The sequence below is a fragment of the Terrabacter aeriphilus genome, assembly GCF_039542985.1.
Classification (GTDB): domain Bacteria; phylum Actinomycetota; class Actinomycetes; order Actinomycetales; family Dermatophilaceae; genus Terrabacter; species Terrabacter aeriphilus.
The window spans coordinates 191,495-204,483 of sequence record NZ_BAABIW010000014.1 but is presented as its reverse complement, the minus strand read 5'-3'; the positions used below and the strand labels follow the sequence as shown (position 1 = coordinate 204,483).

The window sequence follows — 12,989 nt, the reverse complement described above, 5'->3', positions numbered from 1 at the left end:
GTCCGCGGAGCGGGGCGCGTCAGAGCCCCGCGGGCCAGCCCGGACCGTTGGCCGCGGGCCACGCCGGCGGGTCGCTCGTGTGGGCGAACGCGAGCCGCGGGTCGGTGGCGACCCCTTCCAGCTCGGCGTCGGTGACCTGCCGGTCACCCGCAGCGGTGGTCGTGAGGGTCGACGAGACCGTCACCACGGTCGCGTCCGAGGTGCGCCAGAAGGTCGCCGTCGTGCGGGCACCACCGTGCACGAGCACGAGCACCCCACCCGGCAGCGTCCGGGCCACGCACGGCGACTCGCCCTGGGCGGCGCCGCCGGGGACGACGACCACCGAACCACCGGGCCCGATGTCGCCGAGCCTGATGCGGGCACCGCGCCCGTCGACCACCCGGCCGGAGTCGTCGCACACCGCGGCCCCGGCCGGGGCATCCGTCGGTCGCTGCGACATCAGCACGGTGAGGTCCTCCCCGCTGCCGACGCGGTAGTGCGCCTGCCACTCCGTCGCGCTCGCGAACCGGGCGACGGGGAGGGGGTTCGAGCGCGTCCAGTCGCTCGGGTAGACGCTCGTGGCCGTGCCGGCACGCGCGACGTGGTCGGCGACGACGGCGGCCATCGTCTCGTCGACGTCGGACCCCGGCACGTGGTCCGACGTCGCAGCTGCCGGCGCCGCCGGCGCGGCGGCGGGCACGGCGGCTCTCGGCACCGGGCGCTGCCCGGCGCCGAGGGCGAGGGCGACGCCCGTCGCGACGACCGCCACGCCCGCCACCGCCGAGGTGACGGTGGCGGCGGCCCGCACGGCGCGCCGGCGGCGGCCGCGGGTCACCGCGTCGTCCAGGTCACCGAGGCCGGGCACCTCGTGCGTGGCCCGGTCGAGCCGGGACCTCAGCTGGTCCTCGAGGGGGGTCGGCAGGCTCATGCGCGTGCTCCTTCGCTGCTCGTCAGAACGGTCTCCAGTCGTGACAGCGCCCGGGCGGCCTGGCTCTTGACCGTCCCCTCGGGCAGGTCGAGCACCCGCGCGACCTCGGCGACGGAGAGGTCGTCGAGGTAGCGCAGGACGACGACGGCCCGGTGCTTGGCCGACAGCTGCCCGAGGGCGGCCATCAGCTCGGGGTCGACGCTCTCGGGCGCGACCGCCTCCCGGTCCGGGACCTCCGCGAGGGAGGGCTCCCGCGCGGCCTTGCGGCCGGCCGTGTAGCACGCGTTGACGAGGGCGCGACGGGCGTACGCGTCACGCGTCTCGTCGTGGATCCGCGGCCAGTGGACGTAGAGCTGGGTGAACGTGGACTGCGTGACGTCCTCCGCAGCGGCCCAGCTGCCGAGGATCGCGTAGGCGGTGCGCACGAACGCGCGGCGTCGCGCCGCGTAGTACGTGCAGTAATCGTGCTCCCACGCCGGCGCGCGTCCCATGGTCGTCCCCCTGTCCGGATGCTGTCACCGGTGATACCTGCGAGGGCCCGGTCCGGTTCCGCCGGGACACGACGCACCCCGCAGCTGGGGCGGGGTCAGGACCAGCGGGTGGCGAGCCAGAGGGGGTCGCGGCCGGTGAGCGGCACCAGGCGCCACGTCAGGTCGGCCTCGCCGGCGCCGAGCCGGGCCTCGACGCGGAAGCGGTGCGGCGACTCGATGACGATGACCTCGGCGCGGAACGTCTCCGCGTCGACCCAGCCGCCGCTGGCGACGACCGGGAGGGTCGCGCCGGCGGCGACGAGCTCACCCTCGCGCCAGGCACCGGAGCCGACGGGCAGCCGGATCCACTCCCCCGCGCGCTGCAGGCCGAGCACGTGGTCGGCGCCGTCGCGCGTCACCGACACGGCGGTGTAGTCCCGGGCCAGGTCGGACGCCGCCGAGCGGGTGAGCTCTGCGGCGCCGGGCCCGAGGCCGCCGCCGCCCAGCGCCGGGATCTCGAGGGCGTCCAGCCGGGCGGCCAGGGCCTGCTCGGCCCCGCCACCGTCGGGAGCGGCCCCCGCTCCCCCGAGCGCGGGCACGAGGTGCTCCCACATGGCCTCGAGCGTCGACTGCATGCGCTCCTGCTCCGAGGTGATCGCGACGACGGTGTCGTGCTCGGGCAGCACGACGAGGAACTGCCCGTAGGCGCCGTCGCCGCGGTAGCCGACGCGCTGCATCCAGAACGAGTAGCCGTAGCCGCGACGCCAGTCCTCGTCGGCGCCGGGGTCCTCGTTGAGCGGCCCGAAGGCGCGCGTCGCCTCCTCCACCCAGGCCTCCGGGAGGAGCCGGCGCCCCTGCCACCGGCCCCCGTCGAGGTAGAGCTGCGCGAGGGAGGCGATGGCCTCGGTCGTCAGGTGCGAGCCCGTGAAGCCGAGCTCACGGCCGAGCGGGTCGCGGTGCCACGGGATGTCGGGCAGCCCGAGCGGGTCGAGCAGACGGGGACGCAGCATCTCGGCGACGCCCTCGCCGCTGACCCGGCGCACGATCAGCGAGAGCAGGTAGGTAGCGACCTGGTTGTAGGCGAAGACGGTGCCGGGCTCGCGCGTCGGCGTCGTCGCGAAGACCCGCGCCACCCAGTCGCTGTCGCTGCCGAAGTCGCTGCCGCTCATCCGGTCGAAGACCTGGCCCCACGCGTCCTCCTCGTGCCCCACCGTCATCGACAGGCAGTGGCGCACGCGCACGTCCTCCCAGCCGGGCGCCACGCGCGCCCGGTCGAGCTCGGGGAAGTGCTCGAGCACGCGGTCGTCGAGCGAGAGCCGACCCTCGTCGACGAGGAAGCCGACGGCCGTGGCCGTCACCGTCTTGCTGAGGGAGTACGCGAGGTGGACGCGGTCAGCGGCATACGGCCGCCACCACCCCTCGGCGACGACGTGGCCGTGCCGGACCACCATGAGGCTGTGCGGGTCGAGCCCGGCGCGCTCGATCGCGTCGACGAACGCGAGCAGGCCGGCGGCGTCGACGCCCTGGGCGGACGGGGTGCTGCGGGGAAGAGTCACGAGCGCGACGTTACGCGGTCGCGCGGCCCGCGTGCGCGCACGTGCGGGCGCGGTGTCAGCCGATGGCGTCGAGGGGGGCGTATGCCGCCCCGACCGCCGCGAGGGCAGCCTTGCCGCCGTCGACGGCGGTGAGGATCCAGAGCCCGCCCTCGCGCACGGCGACCGAGTGCTCCCAGTGCGCGGCGCGGGAGCCGTCGGCCGTGACGACCGTCCAGTCGTCGGCCTGCACCGTGGTGTCGATGCCGCCGAGGGTGACCATGGGCTCGATGGCGCCGGTGAAGCCGTCGACGAGCTTGGGCCCGGCCTCGCGCACCGCGTAGTTGGGGATCTGCGGGTCCATGTGCATCTCGGTGCCGATGCCGTGGCCGACGTACTCGTCGACGACGCCGTAGGTGCGCCCGTCACGGGTGGCAGCCGCCTCGATGCTCGCCTCGACGGCGTCGCCGACGGCGTAGAGCCGCCCGCCGACCTCCATCGCGGCGATGCCGGCGTAGAGGCTCGCCTCGGTGGCGTCGATGAGGTCGAGGTCCTCGGGACGGCCGGCCTCGCGGCCGCCGACGACCGCGGTGAACGCGGCGTCGCCGTTCCAGCCCTTGACCTCCGCGCCGCAGTCGATCGAGACGATGTCGCCGGCCTCGAGCACCCGCGGACCGGGGATGCCGTGGACGACCTCGTCGTTGACGCTCGTGCAGAGGGTGTGCCGGTAGCCCGGGACGAGCTGGAAGTTGGGCACTCCCCCGTGGTCGCGGATGAAGGCCTCCGCCAGACGGTCGAGCTCGAGCGTCGTCACGCCGGGGCGCACCTGCGTCGCGAGCATCTCGAGGGTGCGGCCCACGAGCAGCCCCGCCTCACGCATGAGGAGGAGCTGCTCGTCGGTGCGGCCGTGGAGCCTGGTGCGGCGTCCGAACATCAGCCGTGCTGCGGCAGCGCCGCGATGACGCGGTCGGTGACGGCGTCGACCGCGCCCATGCCGTCGACCTTGACGAGCAGGCCGACGAGGCCGTAGTGCTCGGCGAGGGGGGCGGTCTCCTTGCGGTAGATCGCCTGGCGCTCGCGGATGACCTCCTCGGTGTCGTCGGCGCGACCCTCGGTCTCGGCGCGCTTCAGCAGGCGCTCGACGATGGCGTCCTCGTCGACCTCGAGCTCGAGGACGGCGTCGAGGGCGTGGCCGTGCTGCGCGAGCATCGCGTCGAGCGCGTCGACCTGACCGGCCGTGCGCGGGTAGCCGTCGAGCAGGAAGCCGTCGGTCGCGTCGTCCCACGTGAGGCGGTCGGCGACGATCTCGTTCGTGACCTCGTCGGGCACGTAGCCACCGGAGGCGAGGATGCCCTGCACGCGCTGGCCCAGCTCGGTCTGGTCCTTGATGTTGGCGCGGAAGATGTCGCCGGTCGAGATGGCCGGGATGCCGAGGCGGTCGGCGATGCGGGCCGCCTGGGTGCCCTTACCGGCCCCGGGCGGGCCGAGGATGATGAGTCGCATCAACGGAGGAACCCTTCGTAGTGACGCTGCTGCAGCTGCGCCTCGATCTGCTTGACCGTCTCGAGCCCCACGCCGACGACGATGAGGATCGAGGTGCCACCGAACGGGAAGTTCTGGTTGGCGCCGACGAGCACGAGGGCGACGAGCGGGATGAGCGAGACGATCGCGAGGTAGATGGCTCCCGGGACGGTGATTCGGGTCAGCACGTAGTTGAGGTACTCGGCCGTGGGTCGCCCGGCCCGGATACCGGGGATGAAGCCGCCGTACTTCTTCATGTTCTCCGCGACCTCGGTCGGGTTGAACGTGATCGAGACGTAGAAGAAGGTGAAGAAGAGGATGAGCGCGACGTAGGTCGCCATGTAGATGGGGTGGTCACCCTTGACGAGGTTGTCCTGGACCCACTGGACCCACGCCGCATTCGTGCCGTCGGGTCGGGTGTTGAACTGCGCGATGAGGCCCGGCAGGGCGAGCAGCGAGCTCGCGAAGATGACGGGGATGACGCCGGCCATGTTGACCTTGAGCGGGATGTAGGTCGAGGTGCCGCCGTACATGCGGCGACCGACCATGCGCTTGGCGTACTGCACGGGGATGCGCCGCTGCGACTGCTCGACGAAGACCACCGCGGCGATGACGAACATGCCGAGCACGATGATGCCGAGGAAGGTGCCCCAGCCCTTGTTCTCCTTGATGCCCCAGAGGGAGGCCGGGAAGCCGGCGGCGATCGAGGTGAAGATCATGAGCGACATGCCGTTGCCGACGCCCTTGTCGGTGATGAGCTCGCCGAACCACATGATGAGGCCGGTGCCGGCCGTCATGGTGAGCACCATGATGAGGATCGTGACCATGGACTGGTCGGTCATGATCGTGTCGCACGACGTGCCGAAGAGGCTCGTGGGGTTGCGCGCGAAGGTGACGAGGGTCGCCGACTGGAGGATCGCGAGGCCGATCGTCAGGTAGCGGGTGTACTGCGTCAGCTTGCTCTGCCCGGACTGGCCCTCCTCCTTGAGCGCCTCGAAGCGCGGGATGACCACGGTCAGCAGCTGGATGATGATGCTCGCCGTGATGTACGGCATGATCCCCAGCGCGAAGACCGACAGCTGCAGCAGCGCACCGCCGCTGAAGAGGTTCGCGAGGTTGAGGAACCCGCTCTGGTCTCCGGACTGGCCCTTGGCCGCGGTCAGGCAGTTCTGCACCAGCGTGTAGTTGATGCCCGGGGTCGGCACGTGCGACCCGAGACGGAACAGCACGATGATGCCGAGCGTGAAGAGCAGCTTCTTGCGCAGGTCCGGGGTACGGAACGCGCGTGCGAAAGCGGCGAGCACTGGGTCCTCCTGGGGGGCCGCGCGGGTGGCGCGGCGTCATTCATGCGATCCGTGGAAGGTTAACGCAAAAGCACAGCGCCCCGGTCACCGTCCGCGGTGTCCGACGTCACGTCGGACCGCGGATCGGCGTCCGGGGCGCTGCTCACACTCAGGGTGTGGTGGTCGTCGAGACGCGCTCGTCGACCGGTCGATCAGCCCGCGAGGGCCGTGACCGAGCCGCCGGCGGCCTCGATCTTGTCCTTGGCGGAGGTCGAGAACTTGTGCGCCTCGACCTGCACCTTGACCGTGATCTCGCCCGTGCCGAGGACCTTCACCGGGAAGCCGTCACGGACGGCACCCTTGGCGACGAGGTCGGCGACGGAGACCTGACCACCCTCCGGGAAGAGCAGCTGCAGGCGGTCCAGGTTCACGACCTGGTACTCCGTGCGGAACGGGTTCTTGAAGCCACGGAGCTTCGGAAGGCGCATGTGCATCGGCATCGAGCCGCCCTCGAAACGCTCCGGGACCTGGTAGCGGGCCTTGGTGCCCTTGGTGCCACGACCGGCGGTCTTGCCCTTGGAGCCCTCACCACGACCGACACGGGTCTTGGCGGTCTTGGCTCCGGGGGCCGGACGCAGGTGGTGGACCTTGAGGGCGGACTCGCCCGTCTTCTTGGCGTTCTCGGCCATGGTCAGTCAACCTCCTCGACGGACACGAGGTGCGTGACCGTCTTGACCATCCCGCGGATCTCGGGACGGTCCTCCTTGACGACGACGTCGCCAATGCGCTTCAGACCGAGGCTGCGCAGCGTGTCACGCTGGTTCTGCTTGCCGCCGATCTCCGAACGGGTCTGGGTCACCTTGAGACGAGCCATCACGCACCAGCCTTCGCAGCCTGGGCGTCGGCGAGGCCGGCGGCACGGGCCTTGAGCATGGCCGCCGGAGCGACCTCCTCGAGGGTCTTGCCACGACGGGCAGCGACCGACTCGGGGCGCTCGAGCTCGCGCAGCGCCTGGGCCGTGGCGTGCACGACGTTGATGGCGTTGTCGGAGCCCAGCGACTTGCTGAGCACGTCGTGGATGCCGGCGCACTCGAGCACCGCACGCACCGCGCCACCGGCGATGACACCGGTACCGGGGGCGGCGGGGCGGAGGATGACGACACCGGCCGCCGCCTCACCCTGGACGGGGTGCGGGATGGTGCCCTGGATGCGCGGGACCTTGAAGAAGTTCTTCTTGGCCTCCTCGACACCCTTGGCGATGGCCGCGGGAACTTCCTTGGCCTTGCCGTAGCCGACACCCACGGTGCCGTCACCGTCACCGACGACGACGAGGGCGGTGAAGCTGAAGCGACGACCACCCTTGACGACCTTGGAGACACGGTTGATGGTCACGACGCGCTCGACGTACTGGTTCTTGTCGTCACGGCTGTCGCGGTTGTCGCGGCCGCCGCGGTTGTCACGGCGGTCTCCGCGCTCGGTGCGCTCGCCGCCACCGGCGGGGCCGGTGCCTCGACGCTGCTGTCCGGGCATCAGATGTTCCTCATCTCAACATTTGCGGTCACGAAGTGCTGGGTCACAGGGCCAGCCCACCTTCACGGGCGCCCTCGGCGATCGCCGCGACACGGCCGTGGTACTTGTTGCCACCACGGTCGAACACGACGGCCTCGATGCCGGCGTCCTTGGCACGGGCGGCCACGAGCTCGCCGACCTTCTTGGCCTTGGCCGTCTTGTCACCGTCGAAGGCGCGCAGGTCGGCCTCCATCGTCGAGGCCGAGGCGACGGTCTTGCCGACCGTGTCGTCGACGACCTGGACGAACAGGTGACGGCTCGACCGCGACACGACGAGGCGGGGGCGGGCCGCGGTGCCGGCGATCTTCTTGCGACCGCGCACCTGGCGACGGATGCGGGCGGCAGCCTTGGACTTGCCGCGCTTGATGATCATTGCCATGGCTTACTTACCGGCCTTTCCAACCTTGCGACGGATCTGCTCGCCCGCGTAGCGAACACCCTTGCCCTTGTACGGGTCGGGCTTGCGCAGCTTGCGGATGTTCGCCGCGACCTCGCCAACGAGCTGCTTGTCGATGCCCTGCACCGAGAAGCGCGTCGGGTTCTCGACGGCGAAGCTGATGCCGGCGGGAGCCTCGATGACGATGGGGTGCGAGTATCCGAGCGAGAACTCGAGGTTCGAGCCCTTCGCGGCGACACGGTAACCCGTGCCGTGGATCTCCAGCTTCTTCTCGTAGCCCTCGGTGACACCGAGGACCATGTTGTTGATGAGCGAGCGGGTCAGGCCGTGGCGCGAGCGCGAGTCGCGCTCGTCGTCGGGGCGCTTGACCTCGAGGTTGCCCTCGCCGAGCTCGACCGTGATGGGCTGCACGACGGTGAGCGACAGCTCACCCTTCGGGCCCTTGACGAAGACGTCCTGGCCTTCGACCTTGACGTCCACACCCGAGGGGATGGAGACCGGGAGTCGTCCGATTCGCGACATGTCAGTGTCTCCTTACCAGACGTAGGCGAGGACTTCCCCACCCACGCCCTTCTCGTGTGCCTGACGGTCCGTCAGGAGTCCGCTCGAGGTGGACAGGATCGCGACGCCGAGGCCACCGAGAACCTTGGGCAGGTTCGTCGACTTGGCGTAGACGCGCAGTCCGGGCTTGCTCACGCGACGCACGCCGGCGATGGAGCGCTCGCGGTTGGGGCCGTACTTGAGGTCGATGGTCAGCGTCTGGCCGACCTCGGCCTCCTCGATCTTCCACGAGGCGATGTAGCCCTCGGACTGGAGGATCTCGGCGATGTTCTTCTTCAGCTTCGAGTACGGCATGGAGACGACGTCGTGGTGCGCCGAGTTGGCGTTCCGGACGCGGGTCAGCATGTCCGCAATCGGGTCAGTCATGGTCATGTGGGCTCTCCGCCCTTCCTCACCGGGGTTTCGACTGGGCATTCGCCCTGCGGCTCGTGCCGCCGTGGCCGACCTACGGTGTCAGAGGTGTGTGTGGTCTGGTGGTGCTGAGGCTCGGGAGCCGGTTACCAGGAGCTCTTGGTCACGCCCGGCAGCTCGCCCGCGTGCGCCATCTCGCGAAGGCAGATGCGGCAGAGGCCGAACTTGCGGTACACCGAGTGCGGGCGACCGCACTTCTGGCAGCGGGTGTACGCACGGACCTTGAACTTCGGCTTCCGGTTCGCCTTGTTAACGAGCGCGGTCTTGGCCATGTCAGTTCTCCTTGAAGGGGAAGCCGAGCTGCTTGAGCAGCGCGCGACCCTCGTCATCGTTGGTCGCCGTGGTGACCACGGTGATGTCCATGCCTCGCACGCGATCGATCCGGTCCTGGTCGATCTCGTGGAACATCGACTGCTCGGTCAGACCGAACGTGTAGTTGCCGTTGCCGTCGAACTGCTTCGGCGACAGGCCGCGGAAGTCACGGATGCGCGGGAGCGCGATCGAGACGAGGCGATCGAGGAACTCCCACATGCGGTCGCCACGCAGCGTGGTGTGCGCGCCGATCGGCATGCCCTCACGCAGCTTGAACTGGGCGATCGACTTGCGGGCCTTCGTCACGACCGGCTTCTGGCCGGTGATGGCGGTGAGGTCACGGACGGCACCCTCGATGAGCTTGCTGTCCTTGGCCGCGTCGCCGACACCCATGTTGACGACGACCTTGACGACGCCGGGCACCTGCATGACGTTCGCGTAGCCGAACTGCTCGAGCATCGCGCCCTTGATCTCGTCCTGGTAGCGCTGCTGCAGACGGGGCTTGGCCGCGGTGATGGTGTTCTCGGTCATCTCAGAGGTCCTTGTCCGACGAGACGGCGACCCGGACGCGGGAGGCCTTCTGGCGCCCGTTCCGCTCGACGGTCTCGACGCGCGTCTTGATGCGGGTGGGCTTCTTCGACTCGGGGTCGACGATCGCGACGTTGCTCACGTGGATCGCGGCCTCGGTGTGGGTCAGGCCACCGGTGCGGGTGCCACGAGCGGTGGCGCCGGCCTTGACGTGCTTGGTGACGCGGTTGATGCCCTCGACGAGCACGCGCTGCGTCTCGGGGTAGACCGCGATGACCTTGCCCTGCTTGCCCCGGTCGCCGCCGTTCTTCTGGCTGCGGCCCGAGATGACCTGGACGAGGTCACCCTTCTTGATCTTCATCTTGCTGGTGGTCTTCGCCATGTTCACAGCACCTCCGGCGCGAGCGAGATGATCTTCATGAACTTCTTCTCGCGCAGCTCGCGACCGACCGGGCCGAAGATACGGGTCCCGCGCGGGTCGCCGTCGGTCTTGAGGATGACCGCTGCGTTCTCGTCGAACTTGATGTAGGACCCGTCGGCGCGGCGGCGCTCCTTGACGGTGCGGACGATGACGGCCTTGACGACGTCACCCTTCTTCACGTTGCCGCCCGGGATCGCGTCCTTGACGGTGGCGACGATGGTGTCGCCGATGCCGGCGTACCGACGGCCCGAGCCACCGAGAACACGGATGCACAGGATTTCCTTGGCACCGGTGTTGTCGGCGACGCGAAGCCGCGACTCCTGCTGAATCACTGTCTAACTCCTGTCGTCGTGCTGGTTCTTCGCGCGGGGCGAAGCCTTGCCGAACTGGACTGTGGTCTGTGCCCTCCCGGAGGCCCGCGGCTCGCGGGCCTCCGGAGGGCGGCCGGGGGACGACGGTCCCCCGGCGGTGCTTACTTGGCCTTCTCGAGGATCTCGACGATGCGCCAGCGCTTCGTCGCGGAGAGCGGACGCGTCTCCATGATCAGGACGCGGTCGCCGACACCGGCCGTGTTGGCCTCGTCGTGCGCCTTGACCTTGCTCGTACGGCGGATGACCTTGCTGTAGAGCGCGTGCTTGACGCGGTCCTCGACCTCGACGACGACGGTCTTGTCCATCTTGTCGCTCACCACGTAGCCCTGACGGGTCTTGCGGTAGTTGCGATCGCTCGCCTGGTCGCTCACGACCTTCTCCTGCTCGCTCATGCGTCAGCCTCCTGCGCCTTGTCAGCCTTCTTGGCCTTCTTCTCGGCCTTGTCAGCCTTCTCGGGCTTGTCAGCCTTCTCGACCTTGTCGGCCTTGTCGGCCTTGGCGGCGGTCTTCTTCTCCGCCTTCTTCTCGTCCTTCGCCGGCGCCTGGGGGGCGGCGGGGGCCGAGCCGATGCCGAGCTCGCGCTCGCGCATCTCGGTGTAGATCCGCGCGATGTCCTTCTTGACGGCGCGGAGCCGGCCGTGGTTGTCCAGCTGGCCGGTGGCCGACTGGAAACGCAGGTTGAACAGCTCTTCCTTGGCCTTCTTCAGCTCGTCGGCGAGCTTCGTGTCGTCCAGACCACGCAGCTGCTCGGGAGCCAGGTCCTTGGTTCCGACTGCCATCAGATGTCACCACCCTCACGCTGAACGAAGCGGCACTTCATGGGGAGCTTGTGCATCGCCAGACGCATGGCCTCGCGGGCCACCGGCTCCGCCACGCCCGAGATCTCGAACATGACGCGACCGGGCTTGACGTTGGCGATCCACCACTCCGGGGAACCCTTACCGGAACCCATGCGGGTCTCGGCCGGCTTCTTGGTGAGCGGACGGTCCGGGTAGATGTTGATCCACACCTTTCCGCCACGCTTCATGTAGCGGGTCATCGCGATACGCGCGGACTCGATCTGACGGTTGGTGACGTAGGCCGGCTCGAGAGCCTGGAGGCCGAAGTCACCGAACGCGATCGCCGTGCCACCCTTGGCCGCGCCGTGGCGGTTCGGGTGGTGCTGCTTGCGGTGCTTGACTCGACGGGGAATCAACATGGTCAGGCCTGCTCATTCTCGGTGCTGGCCGCGGCGGGGGCCTCGGCAGCAGCGGTCTCGTTCACTGCCGGAGCAGCGGCGGTCTCGTTGCGGTCACCACGACGGGCGCGGTTCGGGCGGTCGCCGCCGTCACGACGCGGGCCACGCGACGGGCGCGGGGCGGCGGCCTGCTGGGCCGCGAGCTCCTTGGCCGTCATGTCGCCCTTGTAGATCCAGACCTTGACGCCGATGCGCCCGAAGGTCGTGCGGGCCTCGTAGAAGCCGTAGTCGATCTGCGCACGCAGCGTGTGCAGCGGGACGCGACCCTCGCGGTAGAACTCCGTGCGGCTCATCTCGGCGCCGTTGAGGCGGCCCGAGACCTGCACGCGGATGCCCTTGGCGCCGGCGCGCTGGGCGGACTGCATGCCCTTGCGCATGGCGCGACGGAAGGCGACGCGGGCCGAGAGCTGCTCGGCGATGCCCTGGGCGACCAGCTGCGAGACGATCTCGGGGTTCTTGACCTCGAGGATGTTGAGCTGGACCTGCTTGCCCGTGAGTTTCTCGAGCTCGCCGCGGATGCGGTCGGCCTCGGCGCCGCGGCGACCGATGACGATGCCGGGGCGGGCGGTGTGGATGTCGACGCGGACGCGGTCACGGGTGCGCTCGATGTCGACCGAGGCGATGCCCGCGCGCTCCATGCCTTTCTCCATCAGGCGACGGATGGCGACATCTTCCTTGACGTAGTCGCGGTAGCGCTGACCCGACTTCGTCGAGTCGGCGAACCAGCGGCTCTTGTGGTCCGTCGTGATGCCGAGACGGAAGCCATGGGGGTTGACCTTCTGACCCATCAGCGGGCTCCCTTCTTGTTCTCCGGCTGCGTGACGACCACGGTGATGTGGCTCGTGCGCTTGTTGATGCGACCGGCGCGGCCCTGGGCCCGCGGACGGAAACGCTTCATCGTCGGGCCCTCGTCCACGAACGCGGCCGAGATGACGAGGTTGCGCTCGTCGAAGGCGACCGACTCACGGTCGGCCTTGACGCGGGCGTTGGCGATGGCGCTCTCGAGCACCTTCTTGACCGGGTCGGAGGCCGACTGCGGGGCGAAGGTGAGCACCGTGACGGCGTCGGTGGCGGCCTTGCCGCGGATCAGGTCCACGACACGGCGTGCCTTCTGGGGGCTGACACGGACGTGCCGCGCCGAAGCCTTGGCTTCCATGACTTCTTCCTTGGATTCGATGGCCATCAGCGACGACGACCCTTCTTGTCGTCCTTCACGTGACCCTTGAACGTGCGGGTCGGTGCGAACTCGCCGAGCTTGTGGCCGACCATCGACTCGGTGACGAACACCGGGACGTGCTTGCGGCCGTCGTGGACGGCGAAGGTGTGGCTGAGCATGTCCGGGCTGATGACCGAACGACGCGACCAGGTCTTGATGACGTTCTTCGTGCCCGCTTCGTTCTGGGCGTCCACCTTCTTCTGAAGGTGGTCGTCGATGAAGGGGCCCTTCTTCAGGCTACGAGGCATTCCAAA

At 69.5% G+C, this 12,989-nt stretch carries 22 protein-coding genes; all 22 read right to left on the bottom strand.

Translation table 11 applies throughout. From position 1 onward, the window contains the following. Positions 1-19: 19 nt before the first annotated feature. Entirely contained in the window at positions 20-907 is an 888-nt protein-coding gene (locus ABD979_RS10185; protein ID WP_345507354.1) for a hypothetical protein, read from the bottom strand. Beyond that, entirely contained in the window at positions 904-1,398 is a 495-nt protein-coding gene (locus ABD979_RS10180) for an RNA polymerase sigma factor (protein ID WP_345507353.1), read from the bottom strand. Before ABD979_RS10180 ends, ABD979_RS10185 begins: the two co-directional genes overlap by 4 nt. A gap of 95 nt (positions 1,399-1,493) precedes the next feature. After that, the gene (locus ABD979_RS10175; RefSeq protein ID WP_345507352.1) at positions 1,494-2,933 is read right to left on the bottom strand and encodes a serine hydrolase domain-containing protein; all 1,440 of its coding nucleotides are present in this window, start codon (positions 2,931-2,933) and stop codon (positions 1,494-1,496) included. A 55-nt stretch (positions 2,934-2,988) separates the two neighbouring features. After that, on the bottom strand, positions 2,989-3,843 hold the full coding sequence (map, locus tag ABD979_RS10170; protein ID WP_345507351.1) for a type I methionyl aminopeptidase: 855 nt from the start codon (positions 3,841-3,843) through the stop codon (positions 2,989-2,991). Continuing rightward, the gene (locus tag ABD979_RS10165; protein ID WP_345507350.1) at positions 3,843-4,412 is read right to left on the bottom strand and encodes an adenylate kinase; all 570 of its coding nucleotides are present in this window, start codon (positions 4,410-4,412) and stop codon (positions 3,843-3,845) included. The genes map and ABD979_RS10165 overlap by 1 nt, the downstream gene beginning before the upstream one ends. Next, positions 4,412-5,734: a preprotein translocase subunit SecY gene (gene secY / locus ABD979_RS10160; protein ID WP_345507349.1), complete on the bottom strand. Its 1,323-nt coding sequence runs from the start codon at positions 5,732-5,734 to the stop codon at positions 4,412-4,414. Before secY ends, ABD979_RS10165 begins: the two co-directional genes overlap by 1 nt. 191 nt (positions 5,735-5,925) lie before the next feature. Further along, the gene (gene rplO, locus ABD979_RS10155) at positions 5,926-6,402 is read right to left on the bottom strand and encodes a 50S ribosomal protein L15 (RefSeq protein WP_345507348.1); all 477 of its coding nucleotides are present in this window, start codon (positions 6,400-6,402) and stop codon (positions 5,926-5,928) included. 2 nt (positions 6,403-6,404) lie between these two features. Continuing rightward, entirely contained in the window at positions 6,405-6,587 is a 183-nt protein-coding gene (rpmD, locus tag ABD979_RS10150) for a 50S ribosomal protein L30 (RefSeq protein ID WP_020143226.1), read from the bottom strand. Further along, the gene (gene rpsE, locus ABD979_RS10145) at positions 6,587-7,243 is read right to left on the bottom strand and encodes a 30S ribosomal protein S5 (protein WP_345507347.1); all 657 of its coding nucleotides are present in this window, start codon (positions 7,241-7,243) and stop codon (positions 6,587-6,589) included. The genes rpmD and rpsE overlap by 1 nt, the downstream gene beginning before the upstream one ends. A 43-nt stretch (positions 7,244-7,286) precedes the next feature. Next, entirely contained in the window at positions 7,287-7,661 is a 375-nt protein-coding gene (gene rplR, locus ABD979_RS10140) for a 50S ribosomal protein L18 (protein WP_345507346.1), read from the bottom strand. Between the two features lie 3 nt (positions 7,662-7,664). Next, positions 7,665-8,201: a 50S ribosomal protein L6 gene (rplF, locus tag ABD979_RS10135; protein ID WP_345507345.1), complete on the bottom strand. Its 537-nt coding sequence runs from the start codon at positions 8,199-8,201 to the stop codon at positions 7,665-7,667. 12 nt (positions 8,202-8,213) lie between these two features. Continuing rightward, positions 8,214-8,612 carry a 30S ribosomal protein S8 gene (gene rpsH, locus ABD979_RS10130; protein ID WP_345507344.1) on the bottom strand — a complete coding sequence of 133 codons (399 nt, stop codon included), beginning with the start codon at positions 8,610-8,612 and terminating at the stop codon, positions 8,214-8,216. Positions 8,613-8,737: 125 nt separating this feature from the next. After that, positions 8,738-8,923, bottom strand: a complete 186-nt coding sequence (locus ABD979_RS10125; protein ID WP_020143231.1) for a type Z 30S ribosomal protein S14 — start codon at positions 8,921-8,923, stop codon at positions 8,738-8,740. 1 nt (position 8,924) lies between these two features. Beyond that, the gene (gene rplE / locus ABD979_RS10120; protein WP_345507343.1) at positions 8,925-9,494 is read right to left on the bottom strand and encodes a 50S ribosomal protein L5; all 570 of its coding nucleotides are present in this window, start codon (positions 9,492-9,494) and stop codon (positions 8,925-8,927) included. A 1-nt stretch (position 9,495) separates the two neighbouring features. Next, positions 9,496-9,873 carry a 50S ribosomal protein L24 gene (rplX, locus tag ABD979_RS10115; RefSeq protein WP_345507342.1) on the bottom strand — a complete coding sequence of 126 codons (378 nt, stop codon included), beginning with the start codon at positions 9,871-9,873 and terminating at the stop codon, positions 9,496-9,498. Positions 9,874-9,875: 2 nt separating this feature from the next. Further along, positions 9,876-10,244, bottom strand: coding sequence for a 50S ribosomal protein L14 (rplN, locus tag ABD979_RS10110; protein ID WP_070191528.1), 369 nt, complete (start codon positions 10,242-10,244; stop codon positions 9,876-9,878). Between the two features lie 140 nt (positions 10,245-10,384). After that, complete coding sequence (rpsQ, locus tag ABD979_RS10105) at positions 10,385-10,675, bottom strand: 30S ribosomal protein S17 (RefSeq protein ID WP_345507341.1); 291 nt, start codon at positions 10,673-10,675, stop codon at positions 10,385-10,387. Further along, positions 10,672-11,061, bottom strand: coding sequence for a 50S ribosomal protein L29 (gene rpmC, locus ABD979_RS10100; protein ID WP_345507340.1), 390 nt, complete (start codon positions 11,059-11,061; stop codon positions 10,672-10,674). The genes rpsQ and rpmC overlap by 4 nt, the downstream gene beginning before the upstream one ends. Beyond that, entirely contained in the window at positions 11,061-11,480 is a 420-nt protein-coding gene (rplP, locus tag ABD979_RS10095) for a 50S ribosomal protein L16 (protein ID WP_345507339.1), read from the bottom strand. The genes rpmC and rplP overlap by 1 nt, the downstream gene beginning before the upstream one ends. A 2-nt stretch (positions 11,481-11,482) precedes the next feature. After that, a complete protein-coding gene (gene rpsC, locus ABD979_RS10090; protein WP_344254813.1) occupies positions 11,483-12,307 on the bottom strand; it encodes a 30S ribosomal protein S3 in 825 nt (274 codons plus the stop codon). Continuing rightward, a complete protein-coding gene (gene rplV, locus ABD979_RS10085; RefSeq protein ID WP_345507338.1) occupies positions 12,307-12,675 on the bottom strand; it encodes a 50S ribosomal protein L22 in 369 nt (122 codons plus the stop codon). Before rplV ends, rpsC begins: the two co-directional genes overlap by 1 nt. A gap of 26 nt (positions 12,676-12,701) precedes the next feature. Continuing rightward, positions 12,702-12,983, bottom strand: coding sequence for a 30S ribosomal protein S19 (gene rpsS, locus ABD979_RS10080; RefSeq protein WP_020143240.1), 282 nt, complete (start codon positions 12,981-12,983; stop codon positions 12,702-12,704). Positions 12,984-12,989: the final 6 nt, after the last annotated feature.

Coding starts and splice junctions, on each gene's coding strand:
- ABD979_RS10185 (WP_345507354.1), bottom strand. CDS start 907: ATGAGCCTGCCGACCCCCCTCGAGGACCAGCTGAGGTCCCGGCTCGAC.
- ABD979_RS10180 (WP_345507353.1), bottom strand. CDS start 1,398: ATGGGACGCGCGCCGGCGTGGGAGCACGATTACTGCACGTACTACGCG.
- map (WP_345507351.1), bottom strand. CDS start 3,843: ATGTTCGGACGCCGCACCAGGCTCCACGGCCGCACCGACGAGCAGCTC.
- ABD979_RS10165 (WP_345507350.1), bottom strand. CDS start 4,412: ATGCGACTCATCATCCTCGGCCCGCCCGGGGCCGGTAAGGGCACCCAG.
- rplO (WP_345507348.1), bottom strand. CDS start 6,402: ATGGCCGAGAACGCCAAGAAGACGGGCGAGTCCGCCCTCAAGGTCCAC.
- rpmD (WP_020143226.1), bottom strand. CDS start 6,587: ATGGCTCGTCTCAAGGTGACCCAGACCCGTTCGGAGATCGGCGGCAAG.
- rpsE (WP_345507347.1), bottom strand. CDS start 7,243: ATGCCCGGACAGCAGCGTCGAGGCACCGGCCCCGCCGGTGGCGGCGAG.
- rplR (WP_345507346.1), bottom strand. CDS start 7,661: ATGGCAATGATCATCAAGCGCGGCAAGTCCAAGGCTGCCGCCCGCATC.
- rplF (WP_345507345.1), bottom strand. CDS start 8,201: ATGTCGCGAATCGGACGACTCCCGGTCTCCATCCCCTCGGGTGTGGAC.
- rpsH (WP_345507344.1), bottom strand. CDS start 8,612: ATGACCATGACTGACCCGATTGCGGACATGCTGACCCGCGTCCGGAAC.
- ABD979_RS10125 (WP_020143231.1), bottom strand. CDS start 8,923: ATGGCCAAGACCGCGCTCGTTAACAAGGCGAACCGGAAGCCGAAGTTC.
- rplE (WP_345507343.1), bottom strand. CDS start 9,494: ATGACCGAGAACACCATCACCGCGGCCAAGCCCCGTCTGCAGCAGCGC.
- rplX (WP_345507342.1), bottom strand. CDS start 9,873: ATGGCGAAGACCACCAGCAAGATGAAGATCAAGAAGGGTGACCTCGTC.
- rpsQ (WP_345507341.1), bottom strand. CDS start 10,675: ATGAGCGAGCAGGAGAAGGTCGTGAGCGACCAGGCGAGCGATCGCAAC.
- rpmC (WP_345507340.1), bottom strand. CDS start 11,061: ATGGCAGTCGGAACCAAGGACCTGGCTCCCGAGCAGCTGCGTGGTCTG.
- rplP (WP_345507339.1), bottom strand. CDS start 11,480: ATGTTGATTCCCCGTCGAGTCAAGCACCGCAAGCAGCACCACCCGAAC.
- rpsC (WP_344254813.1), bottom strand. CDS start 12,307: ATGGGTCAGAAGGTCAACCCCCATGGCTTCCGTCTCGGCATCACGACG.
- rplV (WP_345507338.1), bottom strand. CDS start 12,675: ATGGAAGCCAAGGCTTCGGCGCGGCACGTCCGTGTCAGCCCCCAGAAG.
- rpsS (WP_020143240.1), bottom strand. CDS start 12,983: ATGCCTCGTAGCCTGAAGAAGGGCCCCTTCATCGACGACCACCTTCAG.